At 72.0% G+C, this 21,494-nt stretch carries 19 protein-coding genes; 11 read left to right on the forward strand and 8 right to left on the reverse strand.

The window, feature by feature from the left end:
- Positions 1-18: 18 nt before the first annotated feature.
- Positions 19-618: an NADPH-dependent FMN reductase gene (locus I0C86_RS28620; protein ID WP_196204413.1), complete on the forward strand. Its 600-nt coding sequence runs from the start codon at positions 19-21 to the stop codon at positions 616-618.
- Between the two features lie 277 nt (positions 619-895).
- On the opposite strand, the gene I0C86_RS28625 is transcribed toward I0C86_RS28620, so the two are convergent.
- Both I0C86_RS28625 and I0C86_RS45600 read right to left on the reverse strand, forming a co-directional pair.
- Positions 896-1,348, reverse strand: coding sequence for a DUF5980 family protein (locus I0C86_RS28625; RefSeq protein WP_196204414.1), 453 nt, complete (start codon positions 1,346-1,348; stop codon positions 896-898).
- Positions 1,349-1,452: 104 nt separating this feature from the next.
- The gene (locus I0C86_RS45600) at positions 1,453-1,626 is read right to left on the reverse strand and encodes a hypothetical protein (RefSeq protein WP_407676363.1); all 174 of its coding nucleotides are present in this window, start codon (positions 1,624-1,626) and stop codon (positions 1,453-1,455) included.
- A 315-nt stretch (positions 1,627-1,941) separates the two neighbouring features.
- Here I0C86_RS45600 and I0C86_RS28635 point away from each other — a divergent pair, with 315 nt between their 5' ends.
- The 4 genes from I0C86_RS28635 (at position 1,942) to I0C86_RS28650 (ending at position 4,223) form a co-directional block, all read left to right on the forward strand.
- A complete protein-coding gene (locus I0C86_RS28635; RefSeq protein ID WP_196204415.1) occupies positions 1,942-2,157 on the forward strand; it encodes a hypothetical protein in 216 nt (71 codons plus the stop codon).
- 29 nt (positions 2,158-2,186) lie between these two features.
- On the forward strand, positions 2,187-3,194 hold the full coding sequence (locus I0C86_RS28640) for a zinc-dependent alcohol dehydrogenase family protein (protein WP_196204416.1): 1,008 nt from the start codon (positions 2,187-2,189) through the stop codon (positions 3,192-3,194).
- A 211-nt stretch (positions 3,195-3,405) separates the two neighbouring features.
- A complete protein-coding gene (locus I0C86_RS28645) occupies positions 3,406-3,642 on the forward strand; it encodes a helix-turn-helix domain-containing protein (RefSeq protein WP_196204417.1) in 237 nt (78 codons plus the stop codon).
- Complete coding sequence (locus tag I0C86_RS28650; protein WP_407676364.1) at positions 3,639-4,223, forward strand: Clp protease N-terminal domain-containing protein; 585 nt, start codon at positions 3,639-3,641, stop codon at positions 4,221-4,223. The genes I0C86_RS28645 and I0C86_RS28650 overlap by 4 nt, the downstream gene beginning before the upstream one ends.
- 81 nt (positions 4,224-4,304) lie before the next feature.
- Here I0C86_RS28650 and I0C86_RS28655 read toward each other — a convergent pair whose 3' ends face one another.
- A complete protein-coding gene (locus I0C86_RS28655; RefSeq protein WP_196204418.1) occupies positions 4,305-4,817 on the reverse strand; it encodes a DinB family protein in 513 nt (170 codons plus the stop codon).
- 114 nt (positions 4,818-4,931) lie between these two features.
- Here I0C86_RS28655 and I0C86_RS28660 point away from each other — a divergent pair, with 114 nt between their 5' ends.
- The 4 genes from I0C86_RS28660 (at position 4,932) to I0C86_RS28675 (ending at position 9,525) form a co-directional block, all read left to right on the forward strand.
- Positions 4,932-5,957, forward strand: a complete 1,026-nt coding sequence (locus tag I0C86_RS28660) for a diacylglycerol/lipid kinase family protein (RefSeq protein WP_323373889.1) — start codon at positions 4,932-4,934, stop codon at positions 5,955-5,957.
- Positions 5,950-7,041 (forward strand): YihY/virulence factor BrkB family protein, encoded by a 1,092-nt coding sequence (locus I0C86_RS28665; protein WP_196204419.1) that lies wholly within the window; start codon positions 5,950-5,952, stop codon positions 7,039-7,041. Before I0C86_RS28660 ends, I0C86_RS28665 begins: the two co-directional genes overlap by 8 nt.
- Positions 7,042-7,103: 62 nt before the next feature.
- Entirely contained in the window at positions 7,104-8,657 is a 1,554-nt protein-coding gene (locus tag I0C86_RS28670) for a phosphatase PAP2 family protein (protein ID WP_323373890.1), read from the forward strand.
- Positions 8,658-8,709: 52 nt separating this feature from the next.
- Positions 8,710-9,525 (forward strand): endonuclease/exonuclease/phosphatase family protein, encoded by an 816-nt coding sequence (locus I0C86_RS28675; protein ID WP_196204420.1) that lies wholly within the window; start codon positions 8,710-8,712, stop codon positions 9,523-9,525.
- A gap of 22 nt (positions 9,526-9,547) precedes the next feature.
- Here the strand turns inward: I0C86_RS28675 and I0C86_RS28680 are convergent, their stop codons facing one another.
- From I0C86_RS28680 to I0C86_RS28690, 3 genes are all read right to left on the reverse strand, one after another.
- Complete coding sequence (locus I0C86_RS28680) at positions 9,548-10,216, reverse strand: response regulator transcription factor (protein ID WP_323373891.1); 669 nt, start codon at positions 10,214-10,216, stop codon at positions 9,548-9,550.
- An 85-nt stretch (positions 10,217-10,301) separates the two neighbouring features.
- Positions 10,302-12,554 carry a sensor histidine kinase gene (locus tag I0C86_RS28685; protein WP_323373892.1) on the reverse strand — a complete coding sequence of 751 codons (2,253 nt, stop codon included), beginning with the start codon at positions 12,552-12,554 and terminating at the stop codon, positions 10,302-10,304.
- A 30-nt stretch (positions 12,555-12,584) separates the two neighbouring features.
- Entirely contained in the window at positions 12,585-13,082 is a 498-nt protein-coding gene (locus I0C86_RS28690; RefSeq protein WP_196204422.1) for a hypothetical protein, read from the reverse strand.
- A gap of 319 nt (positions 13,083-13,401) precedes the next feature.
- On the opposite strand from I0C86_RS28690, the gene lanL reads away from it, so the two are divergent.
- Positions 13,402-16,638 carry a class IV lanthionine synthetase LanL gene (gene lanL, locus I0C86_RS28695; RefSeq protein ID WP_196204423.1) on the forward strand — a complete coding sequence of 1,079 codons (3,237 nt, stop codon included), beginning with the start codon at positions 13,402-13,404 and terminating at the stop codon, positions 16,636-16,638.
- Between the two features lie 18 nt (positions 16,639-16,656).
- Here the strand turns inward: lanL and I0C86_RS28700 are convergent, their stop codons facing one another.
- Complete coding sequence (locus I0C86_RS28700; RefSeq protein ID WP_196204424.1) at positions 16,657-17,610, reverse strand: TetR/AcrR family transcriptional regulator C-terminal domain-containing protein; 954 nt, start codon at positions 17,608-17,610, stop codon at positions 16,657-16,659.
- 250 nt (positions 17,611-17,860) lie between these two features.
- On the opposite strand from I0C86_RS28700, the gene I0C86_RS28705 reads away from it, so the two are divergent.
- Positions 17,861-19,561 (forward strand): carboxylesterase/lipase family protein, encoded by a 1,701-nt coding sequence (locus I0C86_RS28705; protein ID WP_323373893.1) that lies wholly within the window; start codon positions 17,861-17,863, stop codon positions 19,559-19,561.
- Here the strand turns inward: I0C86_RS28705 and I0C86_RS28710 are convergent.
- Positions 19,478-21,494, reverse strand: a 2,017-nt coding sequence (locus I0C86_RS28710; protein ID WP_196204425.1) for an NB-ARC domain-containing protein, incomplete at its 5' end; no start/stop codon positions are given. The genes I0C86_RS28705 and I0C86_RS28710 overlap by 84 nt on opposite strands.

A 21,494-nucleotide genomic window follows, 5' to 3' on the forward strand; every position in this document is an offset into this window, starting at 1 on the left:
CGACGGACCGTTTACGGCATGAATGACAAGAGCAAGCTCGTGGTGGTCGTCGGCAGCGTCCGCGAGGGCAGGTTCGGGCCGGTTGTCGCCGGATGGGTGGCGGACCACGCCCGGGCGCACGGCGGTTTCGACGTTGACGTCCTCGATCTGGCGGATGTCGACATTCCGTTGTCGCTGCCTGCCGCGTCGCCGAAGTTCGCGGGTGACGAATACCCCCGGCCCGAGGGCATGCGGGGCGTCACCACGAAACTGGCCGAGGCGGACGCCTTCATCATCGTCACCCCCGAGTACAACCACAGTTATCCCGCCTCGTTGAAGGCGCTCATCGACTGGCACTTCACCCAGTGGACCGCCAAGCCGGTCGCATTCGTCAGCTACGGGGGTGCGGCCGGCGGTCGACACGCGGTACTTCACCTCGAGAACGTGTTCACCGAACTGCACGCGGTGACCATTCGGGACGGGCTCGCCTTTCCGAACTACTTCACCGCCTGGCAGGACGGTGCGCCGCTGAACGCCGAGGCGGCCGGCTACGCCAAGACCCTCCTGGAGCAGCTCGCCTGGTGGGCGACCGCCCTGCGGGCCGCCCGGACCGCCGCGCCGTACCCGGGCGGAGCCTGAGTCAGTGGTGGATCAGGTTCAGTGAGAAGGGCCAGGAGGTCGCCTTCTCACTGAACCTGATCTTGTGCGCCGGAAGGATACTCCAAGCCGGCCCACCAGGACGGCCGCGAACTGGCCCCACCGTACTGCGACCACCGTCCACCGGTACCCCCGCGTAACCATGCCGTGGGAATGCCGGCGTACCGGGGACGGTTGCCCGCGCCTGTCGCGGCAGTTCCGATCTTCTTGACGCGGAACCCTCGCCATCCGGGGCGGGCGAGGTTTCCGCGCGTGTCGCTCAGTTCCAGGCGCAGCCCCAGGTCTCCTGTACCTGGATCGTGACCGGGACGCTCTGCGTCCGTGTGCCGTCCGACGCCGTCAGTTCCGGCCGGTACACCCCGAACGGCAGCGGCGGCAGGGTCATCGCGATCAGATTGAGCGCGATGTGACCGTCGCTGGATCCGGGTGGGATCGGCACGTGCGGCAGGCTCGTGGTCGTACCGGCGGGCAGGTCCCGCGCGCCGACCTCGATGGGCGTCGACCACGTCCCGTCGATCGTGATCCAGAAATACGTGAACCAGGACTCGCCGGCCGGAATGCAGACGCGCTGTCCGATGTTCGTCAGCTGCCAGGTCGCCGCCGATGTGGTGGTACCGGCCGCAGCAGCCGGCTGGCTGCCGATCAGCGCCAGCGTCAGCGCGGTGACCAGCCCGAGCGCCAGCCGAGCGACGCCGAAGGTCGATCGCAACATCGAAGCCTCCCAAAGCTCGTTCGACGGGCGGCCGATACCCGACGTGGCCGTCGATCGATGCCGCCCTGTGTACGACAGCCTAGGAATCTGGTTTCAGAGAGAAATCAGAAGCGATTGTGGGTTCTCAGCGAAGGTGAAGTGGCGTTGGTATTGCGATGTGCCGAGCGGAGGGTGTCCGCGCGGATCGCGGGGTGAGCAGGTGTGGGTCCACTCCTGCAGGTGATCATGCGGAAGCCGGCGTTGGCGGAGATGACGTCGCCGTGCCGGTCGACGATCACGGCCGGGTACGGCAGGTGGCCGTGCAGGACGCGTTCGAGGGCGGTTCGGACCGGTGCCAGCCCGGGGTCGTCCGGTGAAGCTGAGGTGCCGTTGCGTGGTGCCGGCCCGGACCGCCGGTTCGAGTTGGCTGACGCGTCGTCAGGTGCGCCACGTGCGCAACGCAGCCGCGAGTCCGCCGCTCGCGGATTCGGTGACCATTCTTCCTGTGTACCGGGTGCCGCGCCGGTTGGCGATTCCCTCCGGGGAATTGTCGCAGCACGTCCGGCGCAGAACAGTCGTGGTCGCAACGATCATCCACGACCGAAGGATCAGCATTGCCTGGCATCGACCCGAAAACCCTCACCGACCGCTACGTCGCGGTGTGGAGCGAACCCGACCCGGAACGTCGCCGCGATGGCCTGGGGTTCGATCGTCTCGTCTTGGAGATGGTGCCGCGCGACGGTGGCGACGTGACCCGTGTCGGGCTGGAGATCCTTGTGCTCGGCGCGGACGGGCGCATCGCCAGCGACTACCAGTTCATCGAGGGCTGACCGCGATGACTGCGATCCTCCCCTCGTCCGTGCGCAGCTACCATGTCAACAGCGGCGACGGCATCGATGGCCTGAAGCTGCGTACCCACGAACCGCGAACGCCAGGTATCGGCGAGGTCGCAGTCGCGGTCCACGCCGTCTCGCTCAGCTTCCGCGATCTGCTGGTGCTGCGGGGGCAGTACGTGCTGCCGGTCAAACCGGACGTCATCCCCGTCTCCGACGGTGCCGGGCAGGTCATCGCCGTGGGGCCAGGTGTCCAGCGGGTGCGACCGGGTGACCGGGTCACCGCCGCGCTGTTCCCGCAATGGCTGGATGGCCCCCTGAAACCGCAACACCTGTCACAACTGGGTGGCTCCCTCGACGGCATGCTCACCGAACTCGCCGTCCTGCCGGAGCAAGCCCTCGTCCCGGTCCCCGAACACCTCTCCTACGCCGAAGCCGCGACGCTGCCGTGCGCTGCGGTCACCGCGTGGAACGCGCTGACCGGGGACGGTCCTGGGACCCAGCCCGGGCACACGGTGCTGACCACCGGCTCGGGCGGCGTATCACTGTTCGCGGTACAACTGGCCAAGCTTCTCGGCGCGAAAGTGATCGCCACGACCGGCCAGACGGAAAAGGAGCAGCGCCTTCGTGACCTGGGCGCTGACGAGGTCGTCAACCATCGCGCCGTTCCCGACTGGCACAACGCGGTCCGCGACATCACCTACGGGCGAGGGGTCGACCGGGTCGTCGACACTGCCGGAACACTGGAGCAGTCACTGAAGTCGCTTGCCATCAACGGGCACGTCGCGTTCGTAGGGTCCCTCTCCGGTGAATGGCCACCACTCGACCCTCGCCTGCTGTTCGGTGTCGCCGCGACGGTCCGGGCGCCGGCAGTCGGAAGTCACGCCCAGTTCACCAAGCTGAACGAGATCATCACCGCGCACCAGCTTCGGCCCGTCACCGACCGAGCGTTCCCGTTCGAGGAAGCCGGCACGGCGTTCCGGCACTACGAATCGGCCAGCCCGTTCGGAAAGGTCATCATCGAAATGCGATAACCGGGTGTGTGGCGGCCGAATCCGCCACACACGCCCATCGGCATGAGCATGCAGCTGCGAGTGGAAGCGTCAACGAGCTCGTCACACGATTTTCCCGGCGCGCAGTCGGGCGGATCAACTTTGTTGAGAACCCACAGCGATCGCACTGACGCCCGGCACCTCCTGTCAACCAGAGTTGACAAGTGCGGGGTTGTCAACCATAGTTGACAGCATGAGTCAGGCAACGGATCTGGCGGCGGCGGCCGGCAGCACCGACCCGAGGGTCGGGCTGCGTGCGGTGGTGGCCCTGCGTCGGTTGTTGGAACGCCTGGAGGACGTCCAGGTCGACAACGCCCGGCGCCAGGGCTGGTCCTGGCAGGAGATCGCCGACGTGCTGGAAGTCAGCAAGCAGGGCGTACACAAGAAGCACGCCGGACGCCCGGTGGGGCGTACCCAGGGAGGTTCATGATGTTCGAACGGTTCACGGTGCAGGCACGCGACGTGGTCCGGGGAGCCGTGCAGGAGCGCGACCGGTGGGGGCACCGCAGCGTCGGCACCGAGCACCTGCTGCTCGCGCTGCTCGACGAGGAGAAGAGCTCCGTCGCGGGCCTGCTGCGGCAGGCCGGCGTCGACCCGGAGCGGGTGATCGCGGAGATCGACCGAAAGGTCGGCCGGGACACGGAGGAACTCGGCGACCGGGACGCGGAGGCGCTGCGGTCGATCGGCATCGACCTGGACGCGGTGCGTTCCAAGGTCGAGGAGTCGTTCGGGGTCGGAGCGCTGGAGCCGCCACCGCCCCGACGTAACCGGCGCGGCCTCTTCAGTGGATGGGAACTCTCCAGCCCGTTCTCGCCCCGGGCCAAGAAGGTGCTGGAACTGGCCCTACGGGAGGCGGTCCACCTCAGGCACCGGCAGATCGGGGCCGAGCACATCCTGCTCGGGCTGATCCGGGAGGGCAAGGGACTGGCCGCGCTCGTCCTCACCGACGCCGGACTGGACCTCACCGAGCTGCGCCGCCGGACGATCAGCTCCCTCGACCAGGCCGCCTGAACCGGTACGCCGGCCCGGGGCGCCCCGGGCCAGCGGGCGGTACCCCGACGGGCCCGGCCCGACCAGGCGGTACGCCCACGTTCAGTCGGTCGACCGGCCCTGCTCCAACTGTTCGCGGAGGATGTCGGCGTGCCCCGCGTGCCGGGCGGTCTCCTCGATCATGTGGGCGTAGATCCATCGCAGCGAGACCAGGCCCAGCCGAGCGTGCGGCACCGCGTGGTCGAGGGCGAAGCCGGCGGCCACCCGCCGCGACTCCGCGCACGCCTGCGCGTACTCGGTGAGCAGGCCCTTGACCGTGTCGTCCGGGCCGAGCGTCCAGCTCGGGTCGCCACCCTCCACCGAACCGGCGATGTCGGCCGGATCGCGCTGCGCAATCCGACGCTGGAACCAGGTCCGCTCGACCACGGACAGGTGCTTGAGCAACCCGCCGAGCGTGGTCAGCGACGGCACGAGCCGGCGCCGGGCATCCTCGTCCGACACTCCAGTGATCTTCTCCACGAGTTCCCGGCGCTGGCAGTCGAGGAACGCCTCCCACACCGCCCGCTCACCGTCGGTGGTTACCAGTTCCTCGTGGGCGAGCGGGGGATCGATCATGTGCCGAACTGTAGCGGCCGCGGCGGGTCCGGCCGCCGCCGATACCGCACCGTGCGCGGTACGTCACGCTGCTCCGGGTCGCTGACGGCGCCAAGCTGCTGCACACTGGCGGCCGTGAAGCGGCAACAGGAGAGCACCCGCGATGCGGCGACCGGGCCCGACGGACCACGGTCCGCCGTGGTGGTCAACCCGGTCAAGCAGACCGACATCGACGGACTACGCCGGACCGTGACCGACACGCTGACCGCGGCGGGTTGGCCGGAACCGGCGTGGTACACCACGACCGCCGAGGACCCGGGGCAGGGCCAGGCACGGCAGGCCATCGAGGCCGGGGCCGAGGTCGTCTTCGTCTGCGGCGGCGACGGCACCGTGATGTCCTGCGTCGGCGCCCTGGCCGGCACCGAGGTCGCGATGGCCATCCTGCCGTCGGGCACCGGCAACCTGCTCGCCGCCAACCTGGGACTGTCGAACGATCTCGCCGCCGGCCTCGAGGTGGCGCTCGAACGGGGCCGGCGACAGATCGACGTCGGCGTCTGCGAGGACCAGATCTTCGCGGTGATGGCCGGGATGGGCTTCGACGCGCAGATGCTCGCCGCCACCTCGGAGACCACCAAGGCCCGGGTCGGCTGGCCCGCGTACATCGTCGGGGCGATGCGACACCTGCGGGACCGGCCGATGAGGGTGTCGATCCGGATCGACAACCAGCCGCCGCTCCGGCGCCGGGCCCGGACCGTTCTGGTCGCCAACGTCGGGCGGCTACAGGGCGGGGTACGACTACTGGCCGACGCCGAACCGGACGACGGCCTCCTGGACGTCGCGGTGCTCACCCCACGGACGCTCAACCACTGGCTGTCGCTCGGCTGGGCGGTGGTCCGGCGCCGCGACCGGGTGCCCCGGATGGAGGTGCTGCGCGGCCGGCGCGTCACGATCACCAGCAACCGGGCGCAACCGCGTGAGCTGGACGGCGACGTCATCTCCCCCGGCCGTGCCCTGCGGGTGACGGTACGCCCCGCCGCGCTCTGGCTCTGCGTACCGCAGCCGGCGACCGAACCGGACCTGGCGGTGGACGCCGAGGCGGCGGCCGAACGAGGCGAACGCCGCGTGGAGGAGGGGCGAGGCGAGGTAGGGCACGGTGAGTAGCACCAAACTGGTTCCGGAGACCCGGCTGATGGCGGACGAGGAGCTCTCCGCCGACGATGCCTGGCACGCCCTGCGCCGCCACGGCGGCTGGCACCTCATCCGCGACGCCTTCATCCGGTTCCGGTACGGCGACGCGTTCAGCCACTCCCGGGCCCTCGCCCTCCAACTCTGCCTCGCCGTGGTGCCGTTCCTGATCGCCCTCTCCGGCCTGATCAGTGACCTCGGCGTGGACGAGGGCGGCCTGGTGGTCGCCGACACCGTCATCGCGCTGACCCCGGGTGCGAGCGACGCCGTCGTCAAGGACCTGCTCGTCGACTCGGAGCAGACCGAGGATGCCGGCGAACTGGCACTGGCGCTCGGTCTGCTCACCGGGTTCGTCGCGCTGACCACGACGATGGCCCAGGTCGAGCGGGGGGCGAACCGGATCTACGGGGTGGAGCGGGACCGTCCGGCGCTGTGGAAGTACTTCCGCGCCGCCGTGCTGGCCCTCTTCGCCGGGGCGCCGGCGCTGGCCGGATTCTTCATCCTGGTCGGTGGCGGCGCGCTCGGCGACTCGGTCCGGACGCACTACGACTGGTGGGGCCCGCAGATCGAACTCGCCTGGGACATTCTGCGCTGGCCGCTCAGTCTCGGGCTGACCATCGTCGCGGTAGCGGTGCTGTTCCGGCACGCGCCGCGTCGCCGCCAGCCGGGGCTCTCCTGGCTGTTGTTCGGGGCCGGCTTCACCACCGCGTCGTGGTGGCTCGCCAGCGTCCTGCTCGCCGGCTATGTCAGCTACAGCGACGCGTTCGGCGCCACCTACGGCGCGCTGACCGGGATGATGGCGCTGCTGCTCTGGGCCAACCTGACCGGGATCGCGCTCTTCGGGGGCCTGGCCTTCGCCGCCCAGTTGGAGGCGCTGCGGCTCGGCGAACACGAGCCCGCCGAGCCGGACCGCTGGGAGCCGGACCAGGCGGACCAGGACATGGCCGACATCGATCCCGACGGCGTCCTCGGCGCGGCGGTGCCCGCACCCCGCAGCAGGGGGAACCGGCTGCCGGACGCGGTCGGGACCGGCGGGAGCGGGGAGCCCCACGGCGGCTGACGGGTGTACCGAGTCCGCGCGGCGGGTACCGGGCAGGCCAGACCCGAGAAGGGAGTTCTGGCGTGACCAAGGTCGGTGGAGTGTTGCGACGGCCCCTCGGGCACTTTGCCGAGCGGAGCCTGGCCGGATTCGCCGTCATCGCCGGAACCGGCGTCGGGTTCGGCATCCTGCTGATGCTGGTGCGGTTCCACTGGGACCCGCTGTACCAGGCCGACCACGAGACGGCCGCGTGGTTCAACGATCTGGTCTCGCCGTACGACGCGATGGTGACCGTACTCCGGGCGGTCAGCTCGCTGGGCGGCCGGCCGATCACGATCTGGCTGGTCACCATCGCGGTGGTGGGCCTGCTGATCCGGCGGCAGGGCCGGCTCGCCTTCTACCTGATCGTCACCGGGGCCGGGGCGCTGATGCTCGACCCCTCGCTGAAGGCGCTGGTCGGCCGGCTGCGTCCGGTGGTCGACATCCCGGTGGCCTCCGCTCCGGGCAACAGCTTCCCGAGCGGGCACGCCCTCGGATCGATCGTCGCCTACGGTGCGCTGCTGCTGGTCTTCCTGCCGGCGATGCAGCCGAGATGGCGCCGAGCGGCGATCGGCATCGTGGCCGTGGTGGTGCTGGCGGTCGGCCTGACCCGGGTCGCGCTCGGCGTGCACTACCTCTCGGACGTCCTCGCCGGCTGGCTGCTCGGCCTGGCCTGGCTCGGTGTGACCGCGTACGCCTTCCGGCTGTGGCGCCGCGAGCGCGGCCGGCCGGTCCGACCGCTGGGGGAGGGGCTGGAGCCGGAGGCGGGACGGGAGATCGCACCCGCGCCGGCCGAGGAACACGTCCTGCCGCACCCCCGGGCCGCCGTCGCCGAGGTGCTCACCGGCTGGGTACTGGTCTTCGGCGTCCTGTACGCCTTCGGCATGCTGGTCAGCTACTACGCCGCCGACACCTTTGTCGACTCGCTCGACCACGTGGTGCCGCAGTGGTTCGCCGCGCACCGGACCGAGGCGCTCAATGACGCCAGCTACTGGGCGAGCAAGGCCGGTGACACCCACGCCATTCTGCTCATCTCCCTGGTCTTCTGCCCGCTCGCGCTGGCGTTCTGGCGGCGCTGGCGGCCGGTGCTGTTCCTCGCGTTGACGATGTTCGGCGAACTCACCCTCTTTCTCGCCTCCGCCCGCGCGGTGGACCGGCCGCGTCCCGCGGTGCCGCACCTGGACGGCCCGCTGCCGACCGCGTCCTTCCCGTCCGGGCACATCGCGGCCACCATGTGCCTCTGGGTGGCGATCGCGCTGCTGGTGATGCCGCGTACCGACCGGTGGTGGCGGTGGCTGACCGTCGTCGCCGCGATCGTCATGCCGCTCGCCGTGGCGGCCTCCCGGATGTACCGGGGGATGCACCATCCGAGTGACTTCGCCGGCGCCCTGCTGCTGACGGCCGCCTGGATCGGCGTCCTCTGGCTGGTCGTACGCCCGAACGAGGAGTTGCGGGCGGGCGCACCCGGGCGGGGGACGGGCAGCGGTCGGAAGGAGCAGACGGAGGTAGACGAGTCGCCGGAGCGGACCTCGCCGGACACCCCGGCCGGGTTGGGACAGCTCGACGACGAACTCGCCCGTGCCGCCCGGTCCGACTGAGCCCGGAGGCCGGAGCCGGACGGGCCGGAAGGGGGCGGGCGCCGGTTTGCGGATGATGACGTACAACATCAGGAACGGTGGCCTCGACGGCACCGATCCGAGCCGCCTCGGCCGGATTGTCGAGGTCGTCGCCGAGCAGCGGCCGGACGTGCTGGCGTTGCAGGAGCTTCGCGGCCTCCGCCGGAACCGCAGCCGGCTCGACTCGGTCGCGCGGCGGCTCGGGATGCGGCCGTACCTGGCCGGCGGATGGCTCGGGCAACCAGTGGCGGTGCTGGTCCGGCCGCCCGGCCGGGTCCTCTGGGCGGGACCGGTACGTCGTCCGTTCCACCACGGCGCCCAGCGGGTGGTGATCGACACGGACCGGGGACCGTTGACCGTGCTCGGTACGCATCTGAATCCGTACTCCGGTCGACGCCGGCTGCGCGAGGCCGGCTGGCTGATCGCTGGAGCGCGTCGGGCCGGGCCGGAGACCGGACCGCTGCCGGACCGTCTCGTCCTGCTGATGGGCGACCTGAACTCACTCGACCCGTGGACCGGGCACGACGAGCGGATCGGGCGGCTGCGTCCCGAGTACCGGAGCCGGCACCTGCTGCCGGACGGGGCGACGGTGGACACCCGTACGATCGCCGCACTCGACCGGGCCGGCTTCGTCGACCTGTTCCGGCGTCCGGGTCTCCAGGCCCGGGACACCGTGCCGACCACCGGAGGCGGTGGGGCGGAGTTCTCCGGAATGCGACTCGACTATCTGCTCGCCACCCCGCCGCTCGCCCGGCTGGCCGGGCCGTGCCGGGTCGTCACCGGCGGCGCGGCGGAGTCCGCGTCCGACCACTATCCACTCGTCGCCGAGTTCGACCTGAACTTCCGGTGAGCCGGGTACGTCCTGCGCGCTGTCAGGCGCCGAGCCCGACGTCCCGGGCGAGCAGGGCCGCCTGTACCCGGTCCGCGACGCCGAGCTTCGCGAAGATCGCGGAGAGCTGGTTGCGTACCGTCTTCTCGCTGAGCCCGAAGTGTCGGGCGATCCGGGCATTGGTGTCACCCAGGGCGAGGCGACCGAGGATGTCCCGCTCCCGCGACGTGAGCTGGTTGAACGGGGCGGGCAGCTCGGCCGGGCCGCGTTGCAGCGTGGTGAGCACCGACGTCCCGATCCCCGGCCCCAGCACGACACCGCCCTGGGCGACGGTACGCAGGGCGTCGATCACCGCGTCCGGGTCGGTGTCCTTGAGCACGTATCCCCGGGCGCCCGCACGCAGGGCGCGGGCCACGATTTCCTCGTCGTTGGCCATCGTCAGCATCAGGACCTTGACGTCCGGGCAGGACTGCATGATCCGCTGGGTGGCGTCGACCCCGTCACCGTCCGGCAGCGACACGTCCATCGCTATCACCTGCACCCGGTTGGTGACGGCGGAGGTGAGCGCCTCGGCGGTGGTCGCCGCCTCGAACACGTCGCTCACCCACGACTCGCCCTCGAGCATCGTCCGCAGGCCCCGGCGCACGACCGGGTGGTCGTCGACGATGAGAATCCGTCCACCGTGCACCATGCTCGTCGCCCGCCTCTGCACGCACCGCCGCGTCCTGGGGCGGAACCGGCGTCGGCGTCGGTCCATCCACGACGCCGGCTCAGCCATCGCGGTTCAGCGTAGCGGGCTACCCGAGCCGGCCCGCGTCGCTGTCCGGAGTCTGGCCGATAACGCCGTTGGCCTGGCCGGCGGCGGCGGGCTGAGATTCCGCGCCGCGCGGTTCCGGCACATCCGGTGTCGGCTCGGCTACGGAACGATGGGCAGTTCCCCAACACCCGTCGGCGCGATCGTGCACCGTATCGGACCCGTCGCCGGTGTCCGTCCGGACGATGGTCAGGGCATCGGCGGCCGGGAGGTTGGGGGTCGGACAATCGATAGTGGCTCGGACGTTGGGTACCGGGTCGGCGGCCGGCCGGTCGGTGATTGCCGGCTGAAACGGCAGCCGGACCCGGATCGACGTGCCGTGCGGGGTTCGCGCGGTGATGTCGAATTCGCCGCCGAGCTCCGTCGCCCGTTCCCGCATGGAGTCGAGGCCGACACCGCCCGGCCGGCGTGGGCCCAACCCGACACCGTCGTCGACGACCTCCACCGTCAGCGCCCGGTCCCGGTCCACGTTCACCCAGCAGGTGCTGGCCTGGGAGTGCCGGGTCACGTTGGTCAGCGCCTCCGCGACGATCCGGTACGCGGCCACCTCGATCGCCGCCGGCAACCCCTGAAGGTTCCCCTCGACCTGCAACCGGACCGACAGCGTCGAACTCTCGAATCGGCCGCACTCGTTGCGCAGCGCCGCCGCGAGTCCCCGGTCCAGGGCCGGCGGCCGGAGCTGGTCGACGAGCTGGCGTACCTCGGCGGTGCAGGTCTGGAGGTCCGCCGCGAGCGCGTCGAGGATTCGACCGGTCCGGGGCTGTTCGGCGACGAGCTTCTGCGCGGCGCGTACCTGCATCGCCATGCCGGCGAGCGTCGGCCCCAGCCCGTCGTGCAGGTCACGGCGCAGCCGTCGCCGCTCCTCCTCCCGAGCGGTGATCAGCCGCTCGCGGGAGTCCTGCAGGTCGTGGATGAGCCGGACGGCGTCGGCCGCCACCGCCGCGTGCAGCGCCAGGTCCTTCAGCAGCCGCCGCTCGACCGGAGTGAACCGGCTGGCCGCGCTGCGGTTCGCGACGATCAGGCGGCCGACCCGTTCCCCCCGGGTGACCATGTCGAACGACTCGACGGTCGTGTTCGCGCTACCGTGCGCGGCGAGGACCCTGGGCCCGTCCCGCCCCTCGACCTCGACCGAGACGTGCGGCACCTTCAGGGAGCGCGCGATGGTCCCCGTCAACAGCGGCAGCACCGCGTTCGGCTCGACCGTACGACCGAGCAGGTCGCCGAGCCGCGCCATCACCTGGTACGGGTCGTCCCGGTCGCCGTAGAGGAGGCGGTTGACTCCACGCTGGACCCGACCGCGCACCGGTTCGAAGGCGACCGCGATCAGCCCGGTCGCGACCAGCGACGCGTTCGAGGTGTTGCCCGCCATCAGCAGGTCACGCAGCAGCGTGATCAGCCCGACGAACCCGGCGATCACCAGCAGGCTCATCACCAGCCAGACGATGGTCCGGTTGATCACCTGGTCCAGCCCGTACAGCCGGTAGCGCAGCACCGCGATGGCCATCCCCGCCGGCAGCGCCACAGCCATGATTACCCAGGCTCCGGGCAGGTCGATGGCCTCCAGCACGAGTCCGAGCAGTAGCAGGACCGCGGACGCCAGCAGGCAGGCCAGCTGGGCCCGGGTCTCGCCGTCCGCCCGGCGCCAGCGCAGCACCAGCGATACGAACGTCCCGAGCAGCCCCGCCAGGGTCGCCGCGATCGCCAGGAGCGCGACGAGTACGAGCGTCCGGGCCCGCTGGGTGGGAGCCGCCCCGGCGACGCTGATCAGGCTGTGCGGGTCGTCCAGGGCGGCGAGCGCGTAGGCGAGCGCGGCGATGACCGTGCCGCAGCCGATCAGCACGGCGACCGGCCGCCATCGCGGGGACGGCAGTCGCCCGTCCGGAAACACCAGCAGGGCCAGGAAGATCAGTCCGTACGGTGGCCACCAGGCCCACTGACTCAGCCAGGCCATTGGCAGCAGGTTGCCCCAGCTCTCCGCGAGCACGGCCATGCTCGCCGCCCCCCCGGCGGCGAGCATGAGCCGACCCACGAGGTGTCCAGGTATTCCGACCAGGACCAACGCGCCCATCGTGGTAAAGGCGATCGCGATCACCGCGATCTCTCCGGTCAGTTGGACCGTCGTGCCGCCGGCGTTGAGGAGCTGCCCGGTGACCACGAGCGCGACCACTGCCGCTGCCCCGACCAGTGCGCTGACCCGTCCAACGGGCCACCGTCTCGTGCTTTCGGTGGACGTCACCCCTTCGACCCCTGCCCCAATCGAGTTTTTCTAGTGGGTCCAACCGGCGGCGTGCAGGGAGTTGTGGAACCATCCGCCCTGCGTCATGAGCTTGATGCCGCCCCCCAGCGGCTCGCCGCCCGGGAACTGCGCGGCGTCCTCTGCCAGCGTGCCGCCGCCGATCTCCGGCAGGGCTTCCAGCGCCGCCTCGACCGACAGGCCGGAGTCCGCGACCACCTCGGGGTTCCGCCGGATGTAGTCGCGGACGTGCTGGATCACGGCCTGCAACCGAGCCTGGACCAGATCGGGGTCCGGGTCGTCGAGGGTGGGAACCAGCCCCTCCAGCTCCCAGCTGTCGCTGAGCACCGGCGCGAGTCGGCGACCCGCGAGGTCGAAGAACTCCAGGGCGCCCTGGGACTTGGCGCCGATGTCCTTCTCGTTCAGCATCTCGGCCACGCTTCCGTACGCGTGGGCGAAGCTGTTGTCGCTGGCGATGACGATCGGCGCGATGTCCGTGGGTCGGGCCGGACGGGTCGGTTTTGCGGTCATGACACTCCCCTCATATCCATATTCGACGGTATTGCGCGCGGGTGGGCGACGGTTCTCCTCCCGCAGCCTAGGCCCGGGATTCAACGGCGTACGGGATGCCCCGTCGGCAACGCATCATGTCCCGTCCGACGTCCCGCGGGCCCGGGACCGGTGTCCCGGCAGACTCGGGAAAAACCGGCGGCCGGCCCGCGACACCGGTCGACCGGTGCTCGATACCGCCTCGATACCGCCTCGATGCCGCCGGTTGGCAGGCTCGTCGACGGTGCCAGCCGCCACTCACCACGGCCGGCATCTCGGCAACCGGCAGATGGGGAGACGCATGACGACCGAGTCGTCGGCCACCGAGGGCCGGAAGTTCGGCCGGGCCGCACGGTTCGGCGGGCAGGTGTTCGGCGCGGACGACGCCGGTGCCGGACGCTGGGCCGGGCTGACCGAGCCGGGCGGGCTGGTCACCGAGCTGCTGGCCCGGATCAGCCTGACCGGCTGGACCGTGCACCGGCGGGACGGGCGGGACGTGGTCGTCCCGGCGACGCCGGTGAACCGCGTACAGGGCTGGAAGCTGCACGTCTCGGCGACCGTACTCTCCGCGCCGGAGGTGCTGGCGGCCTGCGCGCCGCCGCTGGTCGAGACCGGCACCGCCTTCGAGTACGTCGCCACCCTGCCGGGGCTCGCCGCTGTCAACGGGCCGTGGGCGCCCCGGTTCGGCGGAGGAAAGTTTCTCACCGCCTATCCGGCGACGGACGAGCTGTTCCGGGAACTCGCGAAGCGGCTCGACGAGGCGACGGTGGGCATGGTCGGCCCGGCGATCCTCTCCGACCAGCCGTACCGGGCGGGCGGCGTGGTGCACTACCGGTACGGCGCGTTCACCGGTGTCGACGTACTCGACAACGACGGTGGACGCCGTCGCTGCGTCGTCGGTCCGTTCGGCAGCCTGGTCGAGGACCGCTGCGAGGCGGCCTTCCGACCACCGCCGTGGGTGGAGATGCCCTTCGACTCGTCGCCGGAGTGGCGGGCACCGGCCGTGGCCGGGCCGGACCGACCGGCGGGTGGGACCGGGTCGAGGTGGTCGGTCGCGTCGATGCAGGCGATGGGAACGGGGCCGATCGGCCCCATCGGCCCGGCCGGGTCGACGGGGATGTCGGGACCCGTCGACCCGGCCGGGCCGACCGGAGTGCTGATCGGTGGCCGGTACGCGGTGACCACCGCGATCCGGCAGGCCAACAAGGGCGGCGTCTACCGGGCGCGTGACCTGCGTACCGGGGTCGAGGTGCTGATCAAGGAGGCGCGGCCCCACGTGGGTACGGATGCCCGGGGCAGGGACGTCCGCGATCTGCTCGGGCACGAGGCGCGGGTGTTGCGGCACCTGGGACCGCTCGGCGTCGCCCCCCGGCCGCTGCGCGAGTTCGTGCAGGGGGACCACCGGTTCCTGGTCGAGGAACTGCTGCCGGGAAAGCCACTGCGGCTCGGTCTGCGGGACTTCCCCGAGGCGGGGCCGGGCGGACTGGACGTCGCGGCCCTGCTCGGGGTGCTGGGCCGGTTGGCCCGGCTCGTCCGGACGGTGCACTCCGTCGGTGTGGTGCTCCGGAAGCTCACCCCCGACACCGTGCTGCTGCTGCCGGACGGGGAACTCCGGTTGGTCGACCTGGGGATGGCCGCGCTGCGTACCGGAGGGCCGGACGACTGGGCCTGCCTCGACCTCGACGGCCCCGACGTCCTCGGGTTCGTCGCACCGGAGCAGGTCCGGGGGGCGCCGCCGGACGGCGCGGCGGACCTGTTCGGCCTGGGCATGCTGGCACTGCACCTGGTCGGCCGGACCACCTCGGTCCGGTCGGCGGGCCCGCCCCGGAGGCGGTCGCTGGAGGAGCGGGTCAACACCCTGGTCGAGCCGTCGCTCGGCGGACGTCCGATACCGACCGCTCTGCGCCGGGTCGTCACCGGCCTGCTCCGGAATTCCCCGGCCGACCGGATCGGGCTGGACGAGGTCATCGCGCTCTGCGAGGCGGCACCGACGGATCCGCAGCGGCGTGGTACCGCCGGCGGTGTCGACGCCGACGCGGAGCTGCCGACCTTGCCGGAGGAGAGCTGGCGGGACCTGGTCGGCGGCCTGATCGCCCGGCTCGCCGTCGACGGCGACCGGGACCGTGGCACCCGGTCGACCGGGCGCGGGTCGGTGAGCAGCGGTTCCGGTCGAGGCATCGAGCCGTGCACGGTGCGGCACGGCATCGCCGGGCCGATCTCGGTACTGACCCGGCTGGTCAGCGGCGGATCGCCGATCGTGAAGGCCGACCCGGCCGACCCGATCTCACCGCCCGGCCGGATGTCCGAACCCGGAACGGTGTTGCGGGCCGGTCGGGTGCTCGACGCCCTGTTGGACCGGCTCACGCACCACCTGGACCAGGAGCCGCACCGGCTCCCCGGCCTGTATGCCGGTTCCGCCGGAGCCGCCTGGGCGCTCTGCGATGCCGGCCGGCTGCTCGGCCGACCGTACCTGGTGGACCGGGCGGTCGAGCTGGCGCTGCGGTTACCGGTGGTATGGCCCGATCCGGGTATGAGCCAGGGCGTCGCCGGGCTCGGCACCTGCCTGCTGCACCTGTGGCAGCACACCTACCTGCCGGCCCTGCGGGACCGGCTCACGGCGGCGGCCGGGCACCTGCTCGACACGGTCGACCGGTCCGGCCCGATGGTCTGGACCGTCGACCCGTCGTTCGACTCCGCGCTCGCCGGCCACCGCTCGTACGGCTTCGCGCACGGCACCGCGGGCATCGGCGCGTTCCTGCTCTCGGCGGGGCACCTGCTGGGGCGCCGGGATCTGACCGCCGCCGCCGTCCGGTGCGCCGACACGCTCCTCGACGCCGCCCGGTACGTCGGTGACGCCGCGCTGTGGCCGAGTACGCCGACGGCCTCGGACACCCGGGCACACTGGTACGACGGTTCCGCCGGAGTCGGCACCTTCCTGTGCCGGCTGTACGTCCGGACCGGTGAGGCGCGCTATCTGGCCGCCTCGGTGGCCGCGGCCAGGGCGGTGATGCGGGCGCGGTGGACCTCCGGTACGACGTACTGGCACGGGCTGCCCGGCGACGGAGACTTCCTGCTCGATCTCGCCCGCGCCACGGGTGACGGGCGGTACGCCCGCTGGGCCGAGGCGCTCGCGGTGCGGCTCTGGGCGCTCCGGGTCTACCGTGACGGCGTCGCGCTGCTGCCCGACGACTCGGATCGTCGGATCGACAGTGGATTCGGTACCGGCCTGGCTGGGCAGTTGGCGTTCCTGCTCCGGCTGCGTGACGGCGGCCCGCGCCTGTTCCATCCCGATCCGGATGTCACGCCACGCCGCGACCCCGATCTTGGTTTGGCGCGCGGCGCAGACCTGCCCCGGCGCGGCACGCCACGGGGACCGGGCACCGGCACCGGAAGCGGGCTGCCTGGAATCGCGGCGTCCGGAAGCGGGGTGCCTGGAATCGCGGCGTCCGGAAGCGGGGTGCCGCTGATCGCGTTGCCGGGAACCGCGCTCGCCCACCGCAGGACCGCGTGTCCCGGCGGCCCGACCTGTCGCTGCTGACCGCGTTCCGGTCACGGCTTACGGCCGGAACAGCGGCGCCATGCCGTCGAGCAGGCGCTGGAGCCCGAACTCGAAGAGGCTGTCGAGGTTCAGATCGACGTCGGGCCGGTTGGCGCTGCTGGCGAGCAGGGGAAACGCGCCGGCGCTGAACATGGCGGCGACGGCCGCACTTCGGGTACGCATCCACTCGTCGTCGGTGATGCCGGTGTCCTGCTCGGCCTCGGCCTCACGTTCCAGGTTCACCGCCGTGCCCCGGACGTAGTTGGCGGTCGTGGCGGCGACGTGGATCACGGTGCCGAGGTCGAGGCCACGGCCGCTGACGGCCCGCATCGTCCACTCGGTGTGCGCCATCGCGTTGGGGGCCAGCAGCGGGCGGGTGAGCGAGACGACCTGGGACAGCCACGGATGCCGCCGGTAGATCGACCATTGCAGCCGGCAGACGTACTCGAGTTGGGCCCGCCAGCCGGACGGGGCCGGATCGGGCAGTTCCGCCTCGCCGAACGCGGCATCGGCCATCAGGACCACCAGGTGGTCCTTGCCCCGGACGTGCCGGTACAGCGACATCGTGGCGACCTGGAGTTCCGTCGCCAGGCGCCGCATGGTCGTCGCCGGTAGTCCCTCGGTGTCGGCGATCTCGATCGCCGCCCGTACGACGTGCGGCTGGGTCAGCTCGGACTCGGTACGGCCCGTCGAACGGCGCCGAGGGGTACGGGTCGACAACGCCCCGGCCGGGTCCGGGCGTGGTCGCTCCGGGCCGCCGACCACCACCGTGCCCCGGCCGGGTTCGGCCCGGACCAGCCCCTCGTGGCGCAGCACGGTCAGCACCTTGCTGGCGGTCGCCATCGCGACGCCCCACTGCTGCATGATCTGCCGGGTCGACGGGACCTGGTCGCCCGCGCCGAGTTCGCCGGCGCCGATTCGTCGCCGGATCTCGGCGACGATCCGCAGGTACGGCGGATCGGGGCGGGTCACGGTCACCTCCGGGGTTGGACGGGCACTGTCGCACTAGGGCACCGGCGCACCGAGGATAGCCGTTCGTCGAACGGTCTTCGACGATCCCGCAGGTCGGCCGCCTGCTGCGAAACCTAGTGCACTAGTGCTACTGCGCGCGTCGGTTGACGAGAAATGGGCGCCAGGCCAACGATAGCGGCACGTGAATCTACGTCGTACGGCACGAGGTGCGTACTGCGTACATCTGCCGGTCGAACTTCTGGAGGAACCAGTGCGATACACCATTGCGGCGATCCGGGCCCGCCGATCCGCGTCGATCGGCCGTCGACCCCGGGCCTGGCGCCGCGCCCTCGCCGGCACGGTCGCGGTGACCGCCGCGATCGGCGCCGGGACCGTGCTGCTGACCGGTGCCGCCGCCGGTCCGGTCGACGCGGGCCAGACCCGATCCGACCCGGCGGTGGTCCGGACGGATCGCGGAGCGGTCCGGGGAAGCGTTCCCGGCGACCACCGGTCGTTCCAGGGCATTCCCTACGCGGCGCCACCGCTCGGCGAGCTGCGCTGGCGAACTCCCCGGCCGGCCGCGCCGTGGACCGGCATCCGCGACGCGACCCGCCCGGGACCGGCCTGCGCCCAGTTGCGTGGGCTGCCGATGGATCGGCCGAGCGAGTCGGAGGACTGCCTGTACCTCAACGTGACCACTCCGGCGGCGCGGCCGGGCCAGAGGCTGCCGGTGATGGTGTGGCTGCACGGTGGACACTTCCTGTTCGGTCAGGGTGACGTCTACGGTGGCCGGTCGCTGGCCACCCGGGGCGACGTCGTCGTCGTCACGGTGAACTACCGGCTCGGTCCGCTCGGGTTCCTGGCCCACCCGGCGCTGGACGCCGGACCGGGCCGGCAGACGTCGGGCAACTTCGGCCTGGAGGACCAGCAGGCGGCGCTCCGCTGGGTTCGGGACAACGCGGCGGCGTTCGGTGGTGACCCCGGCAATGTCACCCTGTTCGGCCAGTCGGGTGGGGCCACCAGCGTCTGCACGCACCTGGCGGCTCCGGCGTCCGGCGGGCTGTTCCACCGGGCGATCATCCAGAGCAACTCCTGCGCGACCCCGTTGCAGACCCGGCAGGCCGCCGAGAGCCAGGCCACGGCGCTGGTCACGAAACTGGAGTGCGACACACATCCGCGCGGGACCGCCGGCTGCCTCCGGGAGAGGTCGGCCGCCGATCTGATCGCGGCTGCCGGCTACCCCGGTCCCGAGCATGATCCCGGCCCGTCCGCGGGTGGAACGGTCCTGCCGGTCGACCCGGCGCGGGCGTTGGCCACCGGTCGCTTCCACCGGGTGCCGGTGCTGACCGGGACCACCCGCGACGAGTACCGGGGTCAGGTGTGGGGCATGGAACGCTCCGGTATGAACTGCCCCGGCGGGCCGGGCACCGGCCGCTGCGAGCTCGGCGACGAGCAGTACCCGCACCTGGTCGACGCCTTCTTCGGCGACCTCGCGGGTCGGGTGAACGCGCGCTACCCGCGCGACGGCTACGGCAGCGCCAGCGAGGCACTGGCCGCGATCATGACCGATCACGAGTACGTCCGACCGGCGCTCGACGCCGACGCCCAGTTCGCGAGGCACGTGCCGACCTACGCGTACGAGTTCGCCGACGTCCGGGCCCCGTGGTTCCGTACCGAACCGGTGCTGAGCTTTCCGCCCGGCGCGTACCACCTCGCCGACCTGCCCTACCTGTTCGACGTCGGGTACGCCGAGCCGCTCCGCGCCGACCAGCGGCAACTGGCCGACCAGATGATCGGGTACTGGACCCGGTTCGCCCGTACCGGAAACCCGAACAGTTCCGGCAGCCCCGACTGGGCGCGTTTCCGGGGCGACGGCCGGTACGTCCAGTCACTGGCCCCCGGACCGGGTGGGATCCGGCGGACCGACCTCGCCCGCGACCACCGCTACGACTTCTGGCGTTCGCTGGACTGACGGCTGTACGGGGACCTGTCCGGGCTGTCCGGCCGGGCGTTGTGCCGGGATCGCGCGTCGCGCGATCCCGGCATGCCGGGTTGTTCCGCGCGACGCCGGCGTCCGGTCGTCGTCGCCGGTGCGCCGGACGGGATTCGAGGTGATGCCCACCGGGTCGACCGGCTTCGTCGGGTCGAGCGGGTTCAACCGGCGGGCGGCCATCCACTGCACCGTCGCGCAGCTCGCGACCCGCTGCGGATCGCCGAGTTCGCGGAAGAGCCGGCGCCCGGTCCGGGCCGCCGACCACGCCGCGCTGGGCTTGGCCCGGGACAGCAGGAGCAGCGCGGAACTCAGCGCCAGCACGGCCTCGGCGCGGCGCGGAGCCGAGGCACCCCGGAGCGCCGTACCGGCGTGGTCGAGCGCCCGCTGCCAGTCCCCGACGTGCCCACGGAGCTGGAAGAAGTTGGTCGGCGCCACGGCGAGTCGCCAGGCGAGTTCGGTGTCGCCCAGCGTGGCCGCGTGCGCCACGGCGGCGGCCACGAGGTTCCGCTCGGTGGTGAGCCATCCGACCGGATCGTCGTCGACGGCGCGGAGCAGGTCGACGGGAGGTCCACAGCCCTCCGGCGGCCCGAGGTCGCCGGCGGGGAAGACCTGGCAGGGCACCCGCTCGTCGGCCCGCAGGGTCAACTCCAGCAGCCACCAGTACGCGCTGCGGAAGGCCGTGGCCCGGAGCGGCGGAGGATCCTCGGAGCCGGACCGCTCCTGGGCGTACAGCCTGATCAGCTCGGGGAGCCGGTAGCGCGCGGTTCCGGCGGCGCCGGCCGGACCGGGGCGGACCAGCCCGGCGTCCACCAGCTCCTGAAGGGCGAGTTCCGCGGTGCTCCGATCGGTGTCCAGCAACGGAATGGCGAGCCACCCAGGAAACTCGGCCACCGGAAGCGAGCCCAGCCGGCGCAACAGGGTGGCCGCGACCGGATCCAGCCGCTGGTATGCGTCGGCCAGTCCACGCCGTACGTCGCGGGTGCCCTCGGCGAGCCGGTCGAGCCGGCGGGTACCGTCGGCCAGTCCTTCGGCGGTCTGGGCCAGCGAGCGTTCCACCCGGGTCGCGAGTCGGCTTCCGGTGACCCGGATCGCCAGCGGCAGCCCGTCGCAGAGCTGGGCCACCCGCTGCGCGGCCGGTACGTCGTCGACGACCTGCTCGGGCAGCATCCCGGTGAGCAGCCGGACCGCCGGGCCGACCGGCAGTACGTCGAGCGCGATCAGGTGGGCGCCGTCCAGCCCGGTGAGCGGGCGCCGGGCGGTGATCAGCGCGGCCGAGTCCGGTGCGGTGGGCAGCAGGTTCCGGACCTGTTCCTCGTCGGCGGCACCGTCGAGGACCACGAGCAGCCGACGATCCGCGACGACCGAGCGGTAGAGGGCACACCGCTCGGTCCGGTCGGCCGGGATCGACCGGTCGGTCACCCCGAGGGCCCGCAGGAAGGCACCGAGCACCTCGTGCGGGTCCACCGGTACGTCCCGGCGGTCGGTGAGCTCGGCGTACAGGCAGCCGTCCGGATGATCGCCCCCGAGCTGCCATCCGGCCCGGACCGCCAGCGCCGTCTTGCCCATCCCGGACAGGCCGGAGACGAGGACCACGGCCGGACCGGGTCGCCCGGCTCGGGCGTCGACGGCACGGCGGATCCGGGCCAGCTCCGGTTCCCGTCCCACGAAGTCGGCCACCGCGGGCGGTAGCTGGTGGGGCGTGACCGGAATGTCGCCCGGACCGCCCGGACCGCCCGGACCGCCCGGACCGCCCGGACCCGGCTGCTGTACCGCAGCCCGGCCGGCCATGGACGGAACCGTCGGGGTCGGCTCGTCGGCTGCCCCCGGGTCGGGCAGTCCGACCCAGCCGGAGCAGGGCAGGACGGCCGTACCGTCCCGACCGCCGGGCCGACGGTGCGCCGGGCCCCGTGGC

The organism is Plantactinospora alkalitolerans, assembly GCF_015690345.1.
Classification (GTDB): domain Bacteria; phylum Actinomycetota; class Actinomycetes; order Mycobacteriales; family Micromonosporaceae; genus Plantactinospora; species Plantactinospora alkalitolerans.